This is a genomic window from Cryobacterium sinapicolor, assembly GCF_004403465.1.
Taxonomy (GTDB): Bacteria; Actinomycetota; Actinomycetes; order Actinomycetales; family Microbacteriaceae; genus Cryobacterium; species Cryobacterium sinapicolor.
Window position 1 is genome coordinate 1 of sequence record NZ_SOGQ01000095.1, and the last position, 16,954, is coordinate 16,954.

Consider the following 16,954-nt stretch of genomic DNA (forward strand, 5'->3'; position numbering starts at 1 on the left):
CCGACGTATCTCTGCCCAGTTCTCCACTGTCATCACCCTCCAAGGGTCTTACGGAGGGGTCAAGATTCAAACGACGCCACGGGGTCAGTATTCACCAGTCGTTGACACCTTCCAGCTACTGCTGGCGGCGGGACTTCCCTTCGGCCGTTGGGCCTGGGGCGGACAGCACCCTGTTCTCCCCCCGCGTCTGCGGGTCGGCAGCGTGCTGGCGGTGGTGACCTATGCCATCTTCGCTTTCATCGCGCTTGAGCGCGTCGACGTCACAAACGTCTTCACCGATCCCCTCGTTGCGGTCATCACCATGTGGGTGATCGCGGGCTACCTGATGCTGAGCGTGCTGCCGAACCTCGCCTCGAAGAGCGCAAAAGAGAAGAGAGTGATGGTTCCCGTCTCGCTCACCCTGGGGATTCTCGCGACACTCATCGCCGTCAGCTGAGCCTGGAAGGCCAACAAGTCCGCGCTCCACCGCCCCAGAAGGATGTGATCATCGTCACGCCGTCGGCTCCATCTACCGCCGGTGCGGCACCTCGCCGATTGATCCTCGTGTCATGTGTCGGTCGTCGGGTGTCACTGGTCCTATGAGGGCTCCAGGCTCATCCGCTCGTTTCATTCTTTTTGGCGCGGGACCAGGATTCTCGGCTGCACTACTGCCACAGGCCGACGGCGTCGGGAAAAAACGCAATGTTGTTTATCGCTCCTGTATTTCGGCGTATAGGCGTCCCGTGTGTAGGGCAAGATATGAGATTTCGTCGATGGAGACTACTCGGTGAATCGCATCGCCAATCAATTGGGCGATGTCGATTGCGGCATCCACGGCTTCCGGGTAGAGCTGCCGTACCGCGGCGAGCAAATCCTGATGGGAGCTGTGAAGCTGTTCGTCGGCGGCAGCTCGGGCGAACACGTAGCGCAGATGCGTCACAAATCGTGCGGCGCTGCTCGCGTTCTCGTCGATTGGCTGACCCCACCGCTCCGCCAGACGAAGAAATACGCGGCCAATAGTCTCGGTCATGACGACGGTCTTTGAAAAATCTCCCTTCGTCCACTGCTGGTTGACGAAGTGCAGGGCGAAGGCCACCCACTCATCGTCTTGCAGTCGGACCCCAAGTCTTTCGGACACCAAGGTAACCACCTGACGCCCCAAGGCTGCTTCGGACGGGTAGAGCTGGGCCACCTCCCAACGGAGCGGGAAATCGATGCGAATCCCCTCAGTAGCCCGACGCACTGCGAAGGTGAGGTGGTCCAGGACCGGGATCATCAGAGATTGTCGGGGCTCGAGGCCGAGTGCTGCATGACCCAGTTCAGTGATGGTCTGGGCCAAGGCGATTTGGTCCAGGGGTGCCTCACTCAGCAGCCCCGCGACCTGGGCCGCGCGGTACGCCCCGTCAGCGACGAAGCGCTGATTGGCCACGATGGTGTCAATGGTCTCTCCTGGACGCCGCTGAAACCCTATACCTTTGCCCAGTAACACGACCTCTATCGTGTCGAATTCTATGGCGAGAACCACATTGTTGTTGTATACCCTTTTGATTCTGGCTTGCGTGGATCGTGTCACTTCCATCGGGTGCGCTCCTGAAAACGTTGGCAGTCTTGTTTGTGACGGCGAGCCTCCTCGTCGCGCTCGTTCCCCTTCTGTTCCGAAGTCTTCGTACGAATCAGGACATCATGAACGGACAGATGCAATTGAGGCACCGCCTCGTGGCATCGAGACATGATGGGCTCGCAAACCCAAAAACGTGGCTTTCCTCGTCGGCCCAGATCTACGTTTGCCGCCGGGGGCGAAAAACCCGTCGACAGACATAAGTCCGTTTCCGGATCGCGTTTGCCGGCCGACCCGGCAATTGTAGGTGCCAAAAGACAATCCGTATCTGCGGGCGATTCGCGGGCGATTCCTTCCATGACTACCTTTTCACTTCCGCCGGACCGTGATCACGGACTCGCCGTTGGCCTCAAGGTCTGGCGAGCTCATAACAAATTTGGCGCCGTTCATCAAGATGACGGGGGTGACCATCGAGGGCACCTTCAGTTTGATGTCGTCGAGGTCGCAGCTGATGATGACGTCTCCGCGAGCCACCCGCTCGCCAACCTTTCGGTGCCCAACTAACCCTTCCCCTTTGAGAGTGACGGTGTCGATTCCGATATGAACCAGGACCTCCGCCCCAGCGTCGGTGCGGACAGCGTAGGCATGGCGTGTCTCCGCCATCAGGACAAGCTCGCCGTCCACCGGGCTGCGGAACGAACCGTTGGTCGGCTCGATGGCGAATCCGTCACCGACGGAGCGCCGTGCGAAGACAGGGTCCGGGACTTCATCCAGAGAAACGATTCGCCCTGCGACCGGGCTGTAGACGGACTCGCCCCTTTTTTTGAATGGGTTCTGCATCGCCGTGCTCCTTTAATCGTCGAGGCCGAGGCTCTCATTGATAGCGTTCTTGTACAAGATGGCTTTGCCGCCGTAGACGGCCTGAACGCCACCCTGGACTTCAAAGACATCCGTGGCTCCGAGCCTGCGCAGCGCGGTTTTATCCACCTTGGCGGGGTCCTTCACGGATACGCGCAAGCGTGTGATGCAGGCGTCGACCTCTTCAAGGTTGGCGGCACCGCCAAGCGCTTCTAGGACCCTTGCGGCTTCCATTTGAACCGCGCTTTCGCCGGTGCGGCCGCCGACCACAGCAGGCACGAGGGCGGCGCCTTCCGGGACATCCGGTTCTGCATCCCTGGCGATAGTGTCCTCCAAGTGTCCGGGAGTGCCGATTCGGAACCGTTTGATCGCGAAGCGGAAGGAGAAGTAGTACAGGGCGAACCAGACCACGCCAATAGGTAGCACGAGCAACCAGTTCGTTCGGTCGTTGCCCTGCAGAACGCCAAAGAGCATGAAGTCGATCACGCCGCCGGAGAAAGTGTTTCCAATACTGATGTTCAGGATGTCAGCGATGAAGAAGGAGGCACCATCGAGCAGGGCATGGAACACGTACAGCAGCGGCGCGACGAACAAGAACATGAACTCGATGGGCTCAGTGATGCCCGTGATGAATGAGGTCAAAGCCACGGAGAGGAAGAGGCCCGTGTACTTGGCGCGGCGGCCCTTGGGGATGCAGTGCCACATTGCCAGGCAGGCTCCCGGAAGGCCGAACATCATCGTCGCGAAACGGCCGGCAAAGTAGCGGGTTCCTTCGGTGAACATTCCGACGTGATTGGGATCGGCCAGCTGGGCGAAGAAAATCTTCTGTGCGCCGTCGACCGACACTCCGTTGACCAGCTCAGTTCCACCCAGTGACGTGAACCAGAACATGGGATAGATCATGTGATGCAGGCCAACAGCTCCACTGAGACGCAAAAAGAACCCGTAGAAGAACGTCCCTACAGGCCCAAGTCCCGCAATCGCCATACCAGCGCTGACCATCACCTGCTGGATGGGCGGCCATGCGAGGAAGAAAAACATTCCCACGAAGATCGCGGCGAACGCTGTCACGATCGGCACAAAACGGGATCCGCCGAAAAAGCCGAGGACGGCCGGCAATTCGATATTGCGGTAGCGGTTGTGCAGCCAGACGGCCGTGGCGCCGATGACCAGAGCGCCGACTACGCCGGTGTCTACGGGCTCGGCGCCAGGCTTGAAGATGTCCAACATCGCTTTGATGGTGGCTGTCATCACCAGGTAGCCCACGATACCGGCCAAGGCCGCGGTGCCCTTGTCGCGCTTCGCCAAGCCGATGCAGAGCCCGATAGACAGAAGCAGAGCAAGATTAGTGAAGACCGTCGCCCCGGCGGCGGACATAACGCCGAAGATTCCCTGCAGGATCGCGTTGTCCAATCCCGGGTATGCCTTGACAGTATTCGGGTTAGACAGTGCGCCGCCGATGCCGAGCAGGAGACCGGCGGCTGGAAGGATGGCGATCGGTAGCATAAATGCTTTTCCGACCTTCTGAAGTTGCTTGAACACTATTGCTTCTTTCATTTCGGGCACGACGACTCCGTCGTGGGTGAAGGGAAAAACGACCTCTTAAGCGAGAGCCGTTACGAAGTCCGAAGTAATTTCCATTGGACGGGTAATTGCACCGCCGACCACCACGCAGAAGGCACCCAGATCGATCATTTGGCGGGCCTGCAGCGGGGTGCGGATCCGGCCTTCAGCGATGATTGGCACGTCAGTCCTGGCCACCAACTGCTCGACCAGCGAAAAGTTCGGACCGGGGGCCCCTTGTGATTGGGGCGTATACCCGCTTAGCGTGGTCCCCACGAAGTCGACACCACACTCGGCCGCGGCCAAGCCTTCCTTGAGGGTGGCGACATCTGCCATAAGGACAAGATTCGGGAATGCGGCCCGGATCTGAGCAATGAAGCCAGCCGGGCTGAGTTTGTCCACCCGCTCACGGAGAGTGCAATCCAGTGCCACGATATCTGCACCAACGGCCACAAGAGCTTGCACTTCAGCCATGGTGGCGGTGATATATGGCTCGTACGGCAGGTACTGGTTCTTGATGAGACCGATCACGGGAAGCCCCACAGCCGCCTTGATTTCGAGGACGTCACGCGCGGAGTTGCACCGGATCCCGACTGCCCCTCCCTGCTCAGCGGCCATCGCGAGGAGCGGCATCACGCCGCCTCCAGCAGCGAACAAAGGTTCGCCTGGAAGCGCCTGGCAAGACACAACGAGACCGCCACGGAGGCGGTTTATAAGACGGGGATTTGTCATGGATATTCCTCGGACCCTAGAAGACGTATTTGCCCATGCGCATAACGGCGCATGAAGGTACGTCTCAGGTTTTGCCGAAAGTAACAATCCCGATGACTTACGCGAAAATTCGCGTCTGATTTGAAGCATACAGCTACCACGCCAATTTCGGTCGCACAATGTCGAAAGGCCCGAGCAAATTGTGGCCATTTATGACGAGGAATGAAGGCGGTGCCCGAGATCGTAGCCCGAAATCGGAAACCTACCGACGGGCCTCTGGCAGAACCAATTCGATAAGACGAGTAAACGTGCCCCCAAACATTATTGCCATGTGGAGCTCCGTGGAGCGCGCAGCGTTCCGAGCATCCGTGTTAGTCAGCCTGTTCGTGCGCATACGTTCCATGACCTCCTCCAATGCAATCCGTGTGACCATTGACGCGACTGGGAGATGCGTCCCCGATGAGCCCTCCCCTGGTTCTCCATCTCCGCCTCAACGCGGCGTATCCGTTCGCTGAGCAGCTCGACAGCTCGGGCGTAGACGATATTCTTCCCCGGCACAAGCGTGAGCCCGATGCGCGCGCTGTGCGCTGCATGTAACTGAGCGGGCCGCCCGCCCAGGGCGGCGCCACGTCGATCCCCCCTCACCGGCACCGTCCCCGACCGCATCGAAAATCAAGTGGTGCGGATGCCCCCACCCGCGGATATCGCCGAGGATGTCGTTGAACTAGTGGGACCGATAGCAGGACCCCTTGTCGGTCATCGTGCGCAGCACGGTGATGCCACTGCCAGTCGGTGCCCACAAGGCGTTCCCAAACACCACACCCTCGAGACTTTTGGGCTTCTGCGGGTTAGCACCGAATCTGCCTCCGTGGACGTCCCCGCGCAGACACCGGACCGTTCGTGAGCAGGTTCTCTGCGCATACCGCGACTGCGCTGGTCATCGTCGGCCCGGTGTCCGCGGCGGCGGGCTTCACGCCGGAGGACTTTCCGAGGCGCGTTCACACGGCGAAATCAATTGGTCGTTGCGGGTCCGACTGGGACGGCGGGGGTTCGAGGCCAGGTCCCGGCGGAGCGCAGGATGAAGGCCAGGATCAGCACCTCGACTCCGATGGTGAGGCCGTAGTAGAAGGCCCAGTCCAAGGAAGCCCCCGCCGCGTTGAACACCATGACGGGGATGTACAGCGATGCAACAACGAGGTTCGTCGCCCGGTTCACACGGGCGGGCAGCGTCATGGAGAGCATCACCATCAGGGCCGGGATCGCGATGATCGCGAAGAAAATCGACATCAATGTCCCGCTGATGTCGAAGTCGAAGATGACGCCACCCCGGATTACGTCGATTTCGCCGGGCTGGTAGAGGTGGAAGTAGTCGACGTAGATGACGAGGAACATGAGACTGGTCCAGGCTGCTGCGAGCTTGGCTTGCACGGGGATCGGCGGGTTGTCGAGCAGGTGCGGGGTGTTCGTTTGGATAGTGCTGGTTCTGGACATGGCGGACCTTTCAGGATTTCAGATAAAACTTACGAATGTAAGGATTGATCGCCAGCGTAGCCTTACGGGCGTAAGTGCGCAAGGATGGGTGAATGACGCTGCGCACACCGCTAAGCCGGGAGAGGATCGTCGGCGCGGCCGCCGCAGTAGCCGATCGCGCGGGTGTTGCGGCCGTGAGCATGCGCAGTGTAGCGAAGGAGCTCGGCGTTGAGGCGATGTCCCTTTACCATCACGTTCCTAGCAAGGAGGCGCTGCTGGACGACCTCGCCGACTGGGTATTCGAGAGGATCGAGATGCCCGAGGTGGGCGACACCTGGCGCGAGGCGCTGACCGATCGGGCACGATCGGCACGATCGGTACTCACCGCTCATCCGTGGGCGCTCGGAATGATGGAATCGCGACCCAACCCGGGCCCGGCACTGCTGAAGCATCACGACCGACTGCTTGGCGTGCTGATGATGTCGGGCTTCAGCGCCGCGCTTGCGACACATGCATTCTCGGCGATTGACGCCTACGTGTACGGATTCGCGCTGACCGAGACGAGCCTGCCGTTCGAACCGGGGGGCGGCGCCGAGGAGGCGTTCGCCGTCAAGGTCGCGGCGCCGGCGGAGCTGTATCCGCACATTGCGCGGTCGCGCGCCGAGCTGTTCGACGATGGCGGTTACGCGTTCGCGGACGAGTTCGATTACGGGTTGGAGTTGTTGCTGGAGAGCCTGGAGCGTCGGGTCGCCGACGCGGGCCCCGCGCCGCGAGCCTTAGCGCATCCGCCGCAGGACTTGCCCGACTAACGAAACAAGCCACGGGTGTAGGACACTGGCCAGGGAAAATACCCTATGGTGGCCGCGTTAAGGGCGCTTGCATCATATTCGGGCTCGCAGGCTGGTTTGTGGACGCAGCAGGAGGATGACAAGGGCGTCGAGGCGCCAGTCGTAGAGCTGTATTGGAGTCCTGTGCGGATCGCGCACTGATGCTCGGTCTCGTGCAGGTCGCTAAGGCCGCCACCGCGCCCGGAGAGCATCCGACTTACGGACAAGGTGAAAGTGGGGTGACGGCTGTTAGGAGCAGGCAGCTTCATGGATTCGTTGAAGCAACACTGCGAGGTTCGCCTGCTCCTCGACGCTGAGTGTCGCGATGATCGCATGCTCGGTTTCGACGTGGTCGGGCAATGCCGCCTCAATGAGTTCGCGTCCGGACTCGGTGAGCGCGACGAGCGTGCCGCGGCCGTCATTCGGGTTCGCCTCCCGACTGACTAATCCGCGCGTTTCAAGCTTGTTCAGCCGTTGGGCGACCGCGCTCGTGGAAATCATAGCGTCCCGCGCCAGCTCCACCGGGGCGATTCGATAGGGGGCGCCGCTTCGCAGCAGCGTGGCGAGCACATCGAATGATGCGGAGTCCAAAGCATGCCGAGCGAAAGTTTTGGCCAGGCGCGATTCGACAGCGACTGCTGCTCGAGTCAACCGACCGATGACTGCCATCGGCGAGACATCGAGATCGGGTTTCTCGGAATGCCACTGCTCCAAAATTCGATCCACATGATTTGCCATGCGCCCAGACTAGCAATTGCTAAGCACTTAGGTAATATTGCTTAGCGCTTAGCAACCGCGTCCTCCTGTTGATGACCACGGCCGTGGCCCCGGCATTATGGGGTACCACATACCTGACGACCACGTTGTACCTGCCGGAGGACCGGCCGTTCCTGGCGGCAACGTTGCGCGCGCTCCCTGCCGGAGCCCTACTCCTGCTGGTGTGCCGCCAGCTGCCGCGCGGCGAGTGGTGGTGGAAGTCCTGGGTACTCGGCGTCCTCAATATTGGCGCGTTCTTTGCGTTGCTGTTCGTTGCCGCCTACCGACTCCCCGGCGGTGTGGCCGCTGTCGTGGGCGGGCTACAGCCTCTCGTCGTCGCGGTCCTGGCGACCCGTGTTCTCAACGAGAAGTTGACCTGGCGCGTGGCAGCGGCCGGCATGACCGGAGTGTTCGGCGTATGTCTCATAGTGCTTCAGGCGCAAGCGCGCCTCGACACTATCGGCGTCCTGGCCGCTGTCGGCGGCACTCTCTCCATGTCATCTGGGATCGTGCTTTCCAAGAAGTGGGGACAGCCGGCACCCCCGCTGACCACAACCGCATGGCAACTCCTCACGGGAGGACTCACCCTTCTGGTCATCCTGCTGGTCATCGAGGGTCTCCCTACCGCGCCGCTGACAACACAAAACATCATGGGGTACGGCTATCTGACTGGGGTCGGAACCGCGTTAGCCTATGTCCTGTGGTTTCGCGGCGTCGCACGCCTTCCCGCGAGTACTCCAGCTTTCCTCGGCCTACTCAGCCCGGTCGTGGCCTTATTCCTCGGTTGGATGATCAGCGGAGAACGGCTCCAGGCTATGCGCCTCAGTGGAAGCAGAAACTGCTGGGAATCCGGGTCGAAGGTCTCTAGATCGCCCTGGCAGATACTCACCCTGAAGAGCCGAATATGCTGCCAGGCACCAAGCACGGGCTGGTCTCCACGTGCGTCAGCAGGCTTTGTGTGACGGGTCACATGCTAGGGTGATCGGAGACTGTCGGGCGTGTTACTCATCCGAGGCAAGAACCCGAGGTCCGGTACTTCATCTATGACTGCCGACCTCACCTGCCTCGAGGCCTCCATCGCTGTTGATGTTCCCCGACCTCTCGATTTCCTCACAAAGTGCCCCACGGGCACTGTCCGGCGTATCTACCGCTCGGTATCCGCTCGGCCATCAGGCCCCTCCGGATGAGAAATCCCTTGTCGGGGTGTGTGCCGTCGCCCGCTGAAACCCGACAAAAAGGGGTCCCACCATGGCAACCGTACGAGATTATCCGAAGCTGGGACGAGATATCATCAATCTCGTCGGTGGCGAGAAGAACATCGCCCAGACGACCCGGTGTGCGACCAGGCTGCGGCTCGTCTTGAGTTCTACCCCTCCGGACGCAAAAGCCAGAATCGCTGCGCTCCCGGGTGTGATCACCGTGGTTGAGAGCGGTGGCCAGTTCCAGGTTGTTATTGGCACCCACGTCGGGGAAGTCTACGACGCCGTCGCCCAAGAGCTGAAGCTGGAGAATCGAGGCGATGCCGCAAGCGGCCCCAAGATGGGCATCGTCAGCCGTATCATCGCGACCATGTCTGCGGTCTTCGCGCCGTTCGTCTACATCCTGGCCGCCGCTGGTCTTCTACAAGGTTCACTCATCGTCATCTCCATGGTGTGGCCTGGATTCGCGGAGACGGGCACCTACGAGGTCTTCTCGTTCATGTCGTGGACCCCGTTCACGTTTTTGCCCATACTGATCGCGATCACGGCCTCTCAGTATTTCAAGACCAACATGCTGGTCGCCGTGCTGTGCTGTGCAGCCATCATGAATCCGACCTGGAACGACATGGCCGCCCGGATCAGTTCCGGGGAAACCATCACCCTGTTCGGCATGGCACTCAGCCCCACGACTTACACCTCGTCGGTCCTGCCGCCACTGATCCTGGTGTGGGTGCTTTCCTACCTGGAGCGGTTCCTCAACAAGCACCTGAGCGGCGTGGGCAGGTCAATCTTCGTCCCTCTGATTTGCCTTGTCATTCTGGTGCCTCTGACCCTGCTCTCGCTTGGACCGGTGACCTCCGGTACTGCCATGGGTATCGCTACCGGGTACAACTGGCTCTCGGACGAGCTCCCGATCCTGGCCGGGGCCCTGATCGGTGGTTTCTGGCAGCTGGCGGTTGTGTTCGGCATCCACTGGGGGGTAACCCCGGTCGTGCTCGCCAACTTCGAGCAGTTCGGGAGCGACTCCTTCCAGGCCTTCCAGACTGCTGCTGTCATTGCCCAGGTGGGAGCTGCGATCGGCGTCTTCTTCAAGACCCGTAACCGCGAGCTCAAGGGTGTTTCCGGCTCAGCTGCGATTCCCGGGATTTTCGGCATCACCGAACCGGCGATTTACGGTGTCACCTTGAGGCTCAAGAAGCCGTTCATCCTGGCGTGCACCGCCGGGGCCGCCGGTGGCATCGTCATCGCCCTGTTCGGTTCTCGATACTACGCGTACGCCGGCCTCCCCGGTCCGCTCACGATCGTGAACGCCTACCAGGCTGGCACCTCGTCCCTTCTGGGCGAGATTATCGGTTGCCTGGTGGCGTTCTTCGGTGCCATGGTTCTGGTCATGGTGTTCGGCTTCAAGGACCCGGTGACCGAGCTGGGTGCTGAGATCCGCGAGCCCGGCACCCCGGCTTCCTCGGACGTGCTGACCGAGCAGGCGTACACCGAAATGGTCACCGCCGCCGGCAGCCACACCAGCATCGCCAGTCCGGTCACGGGCAAGGTGGTCCCGATGTCGGACGTGCCAGATCCTGTGTTTTCCACGGGGGCCATGGGGGCCGGCGTCGCGATCGAACCGACTGATTCTCGGATCTATGCGCCGTTCGACGGGGCGGTCGTCGTGGTGATGCCCTCGAAGCACGCTTTGGGGCTCATCTCCGACGATGGCGTGGAGCTGTTGATCCACGTTGGGATCGACACCGTGAAGCTGAACGGTGAGCACTTCACAGTGCACACCCACGCCAACGCGAAGGTCAAGAAGGGTGACCTGTTGATGGAGTTTGACGCCGAGGCGATCAAACGGGCCGGCTATTCCGTGCTCACCCCCGTCATTGTGACCAACTGCCAGGACTTTGACGACGTTCTGCCGTACCCCCGAACCGAGGTAACACACGGCGAAGAATTGGCCACGACCGTAAAGGCCACCATATCCATCGCCGAGTGACGAACACGGCCGCGGGTCCCCGCTTGCTGGACCCCCGGCCGTGAGTGAAAGGAGAATGAACAATGAATGCATTGCCTGAAGATTTTCTGTGGGGTGGCGCCGTGGCGGCCCACCAATTCGAGGGTGGCTGGAATGCTGGCGGAAAAGGGCCCAGCGTCGTTGACGTACTGACCGCTGGCGCACATGGCGTGGCCCGGCGCGTGACGGACGAGGTTGACCCCGCCGAATACTATCCAAACCACGAGGCCATCGATTTTTACCACCACTTCCCCGAGGACGTGGCTCTGTTCGGTGAACTCGGACTGAAGTGCTTCCGGACCTCGATACAGTGGACCCGGATTTTTCCGCGTGGTGATGAGGAAGAACCCAACGAGGAGGGACTGGCCTTCTACGACGCCGTCTTCAATTCTCTATTGAATCAAGGGATCCAGCCGGTGGTGACGCTGTCGCACTTCGAACTCCCCCTGCACCTGGCTCGCGCCTACGGTGGTTTCCGAAACCGGGCGCTCGTGGACCTGTTCGCTCGCTTCGCACGGGTGTGCTTCGAGCGTTTCCATACCAAGGTTCGTTACTGGATGACTTTCAACGAGATCAACAACCAGATGGACACCAACAACGCGTTGTTCCTCTGGACGAACTCCGGCGTCACTCTCACAGAACAGGATCGTGCGCGTGAGGTCCTTTTCCAGGTGGCTCACCACGAATTGCTGGCCAGTGCCCTGGCGGTACGGATCGGTCACGAGATCGCACCGGACCTGCAGATCGGATGCATGATCTCGCACGTGCCGGTCTACCCGTTCTCCTGCGATCCGGAGGACGTGATGGCGGCGCAGGTAGCGAACCGCGATCGGTTCTTCTTCTCGGATGTGCATGTGCGCGGGCACTATCCCGCCTACGCGCTGAAGGAAATCGACCGCGAGGGCTACGACGTCGGTTGGCAACCCGGTGACGAGGAGATCCTCGCTGCAGGAACGGTTGACTACGTGGGTTTCAGTTACTACATGTCGACCGTCGTCAAGGCAGGAGTGCACAACGACGAGGAGAGCCTCAATGGTGCTTTGTCGAACTCAGTGCCGAACCCGCATGTCAAGGCCAGTGATTGGGGGTGGCAGATCGACCCCGTGGGCCTGCGCTACACGCTCAACGTCCTGGCAGACCGCTACGAGAAGCCTCTGTTCATCGTGGAAAACGGATTCGGTGCCGTCGACGAGTTCGCAAGCGATGGGGAAATTCACGACCGGTCACGGATCGATTACCTCCGGGCGCACATCGAGCAGATGACAGTCGCGGTGGTGCACGACGGGGTCGACCTGATGGGGTACACCCCGTGGGGGATCATCGATCTCGTGTCCTTCACCACGGGTGAGATGAAGAAGCGCTACGGCATGATTCATGTCGATCGTGACAATGCCGGGAACGGAACCCTCGCCCGGAGCAAGAAAGACTCATTCGACTGGTACGCCCAAGTAATCGCCTCCAACGGGCTGGAAAGGTAGAGCGCGTGGACGTCGGCGGGGGTGCGGTGAAGCCTGTTGTGGAGGGTGAACTCAACGCTGCAAGGGCACCGGACCCAGAAACCGTCGACGTCCTCCGGGCCCTGAGCAACAACGCTCTTTTAGCGACCGATCTCGCGGGTACCAGAAAGATTCTGCTCGGACGAGGAATTGGTTTCGGCAGGCAGTTGGGAGATCGAATCGATCCGAGCTCGGCATCGGAAGTTTTCATCCCGGACTCGCAATATCCGATAGCCCAGCTGACCGCCTTCATCAGTGAGACTCCCCTCGCAGTGATCCGCGTTGCCCGTCGTGTTGTCGAACTCGCCCAGGAACGGGCAGGGATCCGGCCCAGTCAAAGCCTGTTACTGGGGGTAGCCGACCACCTCCACTTCGCGTTGCAACGTGCGCGGCAAGGGATAATTGTCGCGTATCCGCTCCACTGGGAGGTAGCTCAGCTCTACCCACGGGAGATGGCCATCGGACGAACGGCAGTGGAGGTCTCGTCGGCCGAGTTTGACGTGCCGATTCCACCCGAGGAAGCGACTGCCTTCGCCATGCACCTAGTGAACGCCGAGTTCGCGAGTACAGACATCGGCGCCACGGTGGCAATGACGGAGCGCATTAGCAAGATCGTGGCTGTCGTCACGGCGGCACTGGGCCTCACCGAATCTGTTGAATCCATGTCCATCGCCCGGTTCGTGACGCACCTTCGCTACCTAGTCGCTCGGACGCAAAGCCAAACTCAAATTACGGGATGTCCTCCCGGTTTGGCCAGACTGATCCATGAAGACCACACGCCGGCACTTGAGTTGGCACAACGAGTGCAAACGATTCTTGAGCTGGGCGGCTCGCCGCTCACCGACGAGGAGATCCTCTACCTCGCCATGCACATTGCACGGCTGGAGTCCACGCGATAAAGCGCCGTTGACGTCTGCACTGACGCGCCAAGCACGACGCGTCCTTGAAACACGAACGAAGTGAAGCTTCTACGTCCGCAGCACCATTTTGGACGCATCAATCGTTGCGAATGTACTCGGCGGAGCCTCCAATTCCCGAGCCCAGCAGGTGAAAGTTGCCAGAGTACAGAGCATCGGCATGTTCGGGCGCTGGGTAGGGTGGTGCCATGACTTTCGCAAACGCGGGAACACTCGGTGTCGTCCCCGGTAAACGTGATGAACTGGTCGCTCATCTGACTCAGCGCAGCGACACCCTCAAACAGATCGGCTGCCTGGCGTATGAGGTAGGGGTCAGCGACGACGACCTCGACACAGTGTTCGTCGTGGAACTATGGGACAGCGCCGAAGCGCATCAAGCTTCGCTCGCCTTGCCCGAGGTCCAAGCATCCATAGCGACCGCAAGGCCGCTTCTGTCCGGCGCTTTTGGCGGGTTTCGCTTCAACGTCGTCGGATCTCCACTACGCGACTGAACCGTGGCACTCCAAGCGCACGCTCTACGATCCACCGTTTGACGCTCAGGGCGGATGTTCGCTGGATCTATTTGCCGGCCAGAAGAGCGAAATATCCCGGAATCTGCTGCGAAAGACCGGTGGAGTTCATCGGGACCACTTCGATGTTCACCGGCCCGTCCGCGATCAACAGCCAGTCAGAATCCGAAAATGTGCTGTGCCGTTCCTGGGCGCCGAAACGCCCGGGGCGGGGCAGGTTTTCCAGGGCGCTCTGCAACTGCCGGGGTATGCTTCGCGGCGTGGCCCCCAGCTGCTGCAGGTAGGCGAGGCTGCTTCCTTGGAAGTTGGTTTCGGCGAGGAACACCCGGCCGCTGCGCCCGATGACGGTTCGCAGGTTGGCAGCCAAGCTGGACTGCTTGTCGGGTTTCAGCACGTGAAAGACTCCGCGGACAAAAACGTTGGCGGGCCCTATCCGCTCCAACAGGCGCTCTCCCGCACCTACTTCCGCAGCATCCATGACCATGAAGTCGGCGTTCAGGACGCCTTCAGTTTCCCTCTTCGCCAACTCGACCGCGCCAGTTGAGACATCGATGCCGAGCACGCTGGGAAAAAGACCAGCAAGCCAGCGGGTGTAGGTTCCGTTGCCACACCCGACGTCAATCACCGGAAGAGCCGGATCAAAGTGGGCTACTACGGCGTCGGAGTACTGCGCATGCTCGGTCCGGGATCCGGAGTCCCACAGCACATCTCCGGAACGGCCGGTGGTGTGAATTCCGCGCCAGTACCCATCCCACGCGGCCGCCGGGTCTCTCGGTACCCGGGAAGTGAGGCGTACTACTGTTGGAACAAGCAGCAGCTGTTCCCAAAGCTTTGACATGCCCTAACTCTACCGACGCTGCGCGAGACCCCGGAGCTGATCCAGTACCTTCTCGGGCGGCAGCGGGTAGCCGTAGTAATAGCCTTGCCCGTATAGGCAACCCATGGCCTGCAACTGGATCGCCTGTTCGGCGGTTTCAATGCCTTCCACGATCGCTTTCAGTCCCGCAGAGGAAATCAGCTGAAGAATGGCAGCAATGAATTTCAGCTGCTGCGGGTCCGAGCCCATGTCCTGAATCAGGGATTGGTCGACCTTAACCGTGTCCGCAGGAAGCGACCGGAGATAGCTGATGGACGAATAGCCGGTACCGAAATCGTCAATTTGCAGCCCCACGCCCAGGTCCCGCAGCCCGCTGAAGACCTGTTCTTCCGCCGTTCCCCTAGACATCAACACGGTCTCGGTGATCTCCAAAACCAAACGCCGCGGAGCCACGTGATGCCGGTCCAACGTATCCCTGATGTCCTCCAGCAGATCACTGCGAAGCAGTTCAGCGGCGGAAAGATTGATGTGCAGACGGAAGTCCGTCAGGTCAGGTGCGGTTTCGCTCCAGCGTCTCATCTGGGCGACGCCTTCATGCAGCACCCACCGCCCCAGCTCCAGGATCAGGCCGGTTTCTTCCGCGATGCGGATGAAGCTGTCCGGCATAATAATTCCGCGCACGGGATGATGCCACCGAAGGAGGGCTTCGATGCCTATGACCCTGCCGGAAGCCAATTCGACCACCGGCTGGTACCGCAGTGCCAGTTCGCCGCCGGCAACAGCGCTGCGCAGTTCGGCGGTTATGCGTGAGCGTTCCCGGACAGCGTCGAGCATATCGGGGTGGAAGAGCTGGACGTTGTTGCGACCTTGCTCCTTCGCCTGATACATGGCGATGTCAGCATCGCGCATCAGCGCCTCGGCCGGATATCCCGGCGTGCCGATGCAAACCCCGATGCTGGCCATTGCCCAGACCGTTTCGGTTCCGACACGCACGCTGTCCTGCAGTTGCTCGGATGCCCGGTGCGCAATTTGCAGGATCTCCTCTTCCGTGGCCTCGGTGATGACGATGGCAAATTCATCCCCACCCAGACGGGCCACTGTATCGGCGGCCCTGACGACGGACCGGAGACGCTTGGCAACCTCGACCAGCACGGCGTCACCGGCACCATGGCCCAGCGTGTCATTTATAGCCTTGAAAGAGTCGAGATCCAGCACCAGAACGGCCGGGGCTTTCCCGCTGTCCGCACTGGCCAGGATTGCCTCCTGTATCCGCTCGTTGAGCAGGGTCCTATTCGCAAGGCCTGTTAGGGCATCCGTCTTGGCCATCTGTTCCAGCTCAGCCTGCGCTCGCCCCAACATGGCCGTACGGTCGGCAACCCGCCGTTCCAGATCCGAGTAAATATGGTCAAGTTCCTCCGCGAGCAGGTTGACACCCGTGATGACAGCATCGATGTCATCCCTACGTTCCGAAGTTTCCATGCGTGTGTCCAGCTCTCCGGCAGCCAACCGGACAATGATCTCCACCAACTGCTGCAGGCGCGGGTCCTCAGCGGCCTTTCCCGAGGTCAGGTCGTCCAAAAGTGCAATCCACGACGGGAAGTCTGGCCCTTTGCAGACCCCGGCTGAAGAACTGGCAGCTGCCCCGGGGTCCCCTTGAATCGATCTGTCACGTCCTGAATCCTACGGTCACCAGCAACCTCCGATATGGGCCCGCTATCGATACTCCACCAAGAGGAGCACCCACCCGAAGGCACCTGCCAACCCGACGGGCGGTCAGTATCACTGCCGGTTGGCCGGAACGTGTCGGGCACCGCCACCGGCGGTTCCCCGCTCAAAGGGCAGACGCCCGGTGTGGCCCTCATCGCGGCAGGCAGTGCTTCCCGGCGCTCACGCACGGGCACTAAGCCAGTCCAAGGCCTCGCTGCGCGATGTAAAAAAACGAGTCGGACAAGGCGGGACGTGCACACCGAGGAAGAAGTTCGCCAGAACCCGATCTACGGGCGATTCGCCTAACAGAGCAATGCGTGAGGCGCTGCAGGGAATGGACCACACAGCCCTGGCCTCACGGCTAACCGAACCGACTGCTGCCATATCAACGAGCATGGGATGCTCTTCCTGCTGGCAGACCTCGTTGACTTTCGCCATCGCGGCTCGAGCGTCCTCGACCTGAACGTGGACCCCGGGCAGCCAGCGCAGATGGAGAAGCCCTGCATCACTCATTTCAATGCTGAGCTTCGCCTCGCTTGCAGCGACCGGATCCACCACCACGTGTCCTCCCCGAGCACG

16 protein-coding genes are annotated in these 16,954 nt (G+C 60.8%); 7 read left to right on the forward strand and 9 right to left on the reverse strand.

Going from position 1 to position 16,954, the window contains the following annotated elements; genetic code table 11:
- The coding region (locus E3T28_RS17195) for a hypothetical protein (protein ID WP_206750464.1) at positions 1–436 on the forward strand (436 nt) is incomplete at its 5' end.
- A gap of 252 nt (positions 437–688) precedes the next feature.
- Here the strand turns inward: E3T28_RS17195 and E3T28_RS16485 are convergent.
- The 5 genes from E3T28_RS16485 to E3T28_RS16505 all read right to left on the reverse strand — a co-directional run bounded on the left by E3T28_RS16485 (position 689) and on the right by E3T28_RS16505 (position 6,160).
- Positions 689–1,558, reverse strand: a complete 870-nt coding sequence (locus E3T28_RS16485; RefSeq protein ID WP_134433339.1) for a PRD domain-containing protein — start codon at positions 1,556–1,558, stop codon at positions 689–691.
- A 348-nt stretch (positions 1,559–1,906) separates the two neighbouring features.
- Entirely contained in the window at positions 1,907–2,377 is a 471-nt protein-coding gene (locus tag E3T28_RS16490) for a PTS sugar transporter subunit IIA (RefSeq protein WP_134433341.1), read from the reverse strand.
- A 12-nt stretch (positions 2,378–2,389) separates the two neighbouring features.
- The gene (locus E3T28_RS16495) at positions 2,390–3,952 is read right to left on the reverse strand and encodes a PTS transporter subunit EIIC (RefSeq protein ID WP_241979417.1); all 1,563 of its coding nucleotides are present in this window, start codon (positions 3,950–3,952) and stop codon (positions 2,390–2,392) included.
- 45 nt (positions 3,953–3,997) lie between these two features.
- A complete protein-coding gene (locus tag E3T28_RS16500) occupies positions 3,998–4,879 on the reverse strand; it encodes an N-acetylmannosamine-6-phosphate 2-epimerase (protein WP_338145411.1) in 882 nt (293 codons plus the stop codon).
- 801 nt (positions 4,880–5,680) lie between these two features.
- Positions 5,681–6,160 (reverse strand): DUF6326 family protein, encoded by a 480-nt coding sequence (locus tag E3T28_RS16505; RefSeq protein WP_134433345.1) that lies wholly within the window; start codon positions 6,158–6,160, stop codon positions 5,681–5,683.
- Positions 6,161–6,252: 92 nt separating this feature from the next.
- Here E3T28_RS16505 and E3T28_RS16510 point away from each other — a divergent pair, with 92 nt between their 5' ends.
- Positions 6,253–6,948, forward strand: coding sequence for a TetR/AcrR family transcriptional regulator C-terminal domain-containing protein (locus E3T28_RS16510; protein ID WP_134433347.1), 696 nt, complete (start codon positions 6,253–6,255; stop codon positions 6,946–6,948).
- Between the two features lie 267 nt (positions 6,949–7,215).
- On the opposite strand, the gene E3T28_RS16515 is transcribed toward E3T28_RS16510, so the two are convergent.
- Positions 7,216–7,704: a MarR family winged helix-turn-helix transcriptional regulator gene (locus E3T28_RS16515; protein WP_134433349.1), complete on the reverse strand. Its 489-nt coding sequence runs from the start codon at positions 7,702–7,704 to the stop codon at positions 7,216–7,218.
- A gap of 71 nt (positions 7,705–7,775) precedes the next feature.
- On the opposite strand from E3T28_RS16515, the gene E3T28_RS16520 reads away from it, so the two are divergent.
- From E3T28_RS16520 to E3T28_RS16540, 5 genes are all read left to right on the forward strand, one after another.
- The gene (locus E3T28_RS16520) at positions 7,776–8,684 is read left to right on the forward strand and encodes an EamA family transporter (protein ID WP_134433351.1); all 909 of its coding nucleotides are present in this window, start codon (positions 7,776–7,778) and stop codon (positions 8,682–8,684) included.
- 286 nt (positions 8,685–8,970) lie between these two features.
- On the forward strand, positions 8,971–10,911 hold the full coding sequence (locus E3T28_RS16525) for a beta-glucoside-specific PTS transporter subunit IIABC (protein WP_134433353.1): 1,941 nt from the start codon (positions 8,971–8,973) through the stop codon (positions 10,909–10,911).
- A gap of 62 nt (positions 10,912–10,973) precedes the next feature.
- Entirely contained in the window at positions 10,974–12,407 is a 1,434-nt protein-coding gene (locus E3T28_RS16530; RefSeq protein ID WP_134433355.1) for a 6-phospho-beta-glucosidase, read from the forward strand.
- Between the two features lie 5 nt (positions 12,408–12,412).
- Positions 12,413–13,324: a PRD domain-containing protein gene (locus E3T28_RS16535; protein WP_134433357.1), complete on the forward strand. Its 912-nt coding sequence runs from the start codon at positions 12,413–12,415 to the stop codon at positions 13,322–13,324.
- Positions 13,325–13,530: 206 nt separating this feature from the next.
- Positions 13,531–13,833 (forward strand): putative quinol monooxygenase, encoded by a 303-nt coding sequence (locus E3T28_RS16540; RefSeq protein ID WP_134363843.1) that lies wholly within the window; start codon positions 13,531–13,533, stop codon positions 13,831–13,833.
- A 67-nt stretch (positions 13,834–13,900) separates the two neighbouring features.
- On the opposite strand, the gene E3T28_RS16545 is transcribed toward E3T28_RS16540, so the two are convergent.
- The 3 genes from E3T28_RS16545 to E3T28_RS16555 form a co-directional block, all read right to left on the reverse strand.
- On the reverse strand, positions 13,901–14,689 hold the full coding sequence (locus tag E3T28_RS16545; protein ID WP_134433359.1) for a class I SAM-dependent methyltransferase: 789 nt from the start codon (positions 14,687–14,689) through the stop codon (positions 13,901–13,903).
- A gap of 9 nt (positions 14,690–14,698) precedes the next feature.
- Positions 14,699–16,246, reverse strand: coding sequence for a putative bifunctional diguanylate cyclase/phosphodiesterase (locus E3T28_RS16550; RefSeq protein WP_241979415.1), 1,548 nt, complete (start codon positions 16,244–16,246; stop codon positions 14,699–14,701).
- A 309-nt stretch (positions 16,247–16,555) separates the two neighbouring features.
- The gene (locus E3T28_RS16555) at positions 16,556–16,930 is read right to left on the reverse strand and encodes a DUF7793 family protein (RefSeq protein ID WP_370260414.1); all 375 of its coding nucleotides are present in this window, start codon (positions 16,928–16,930) and stop codon (positions 16,556–16,558) included.
- Positions 16,931–16,954 lie beyond the last annotated feature (24 nt).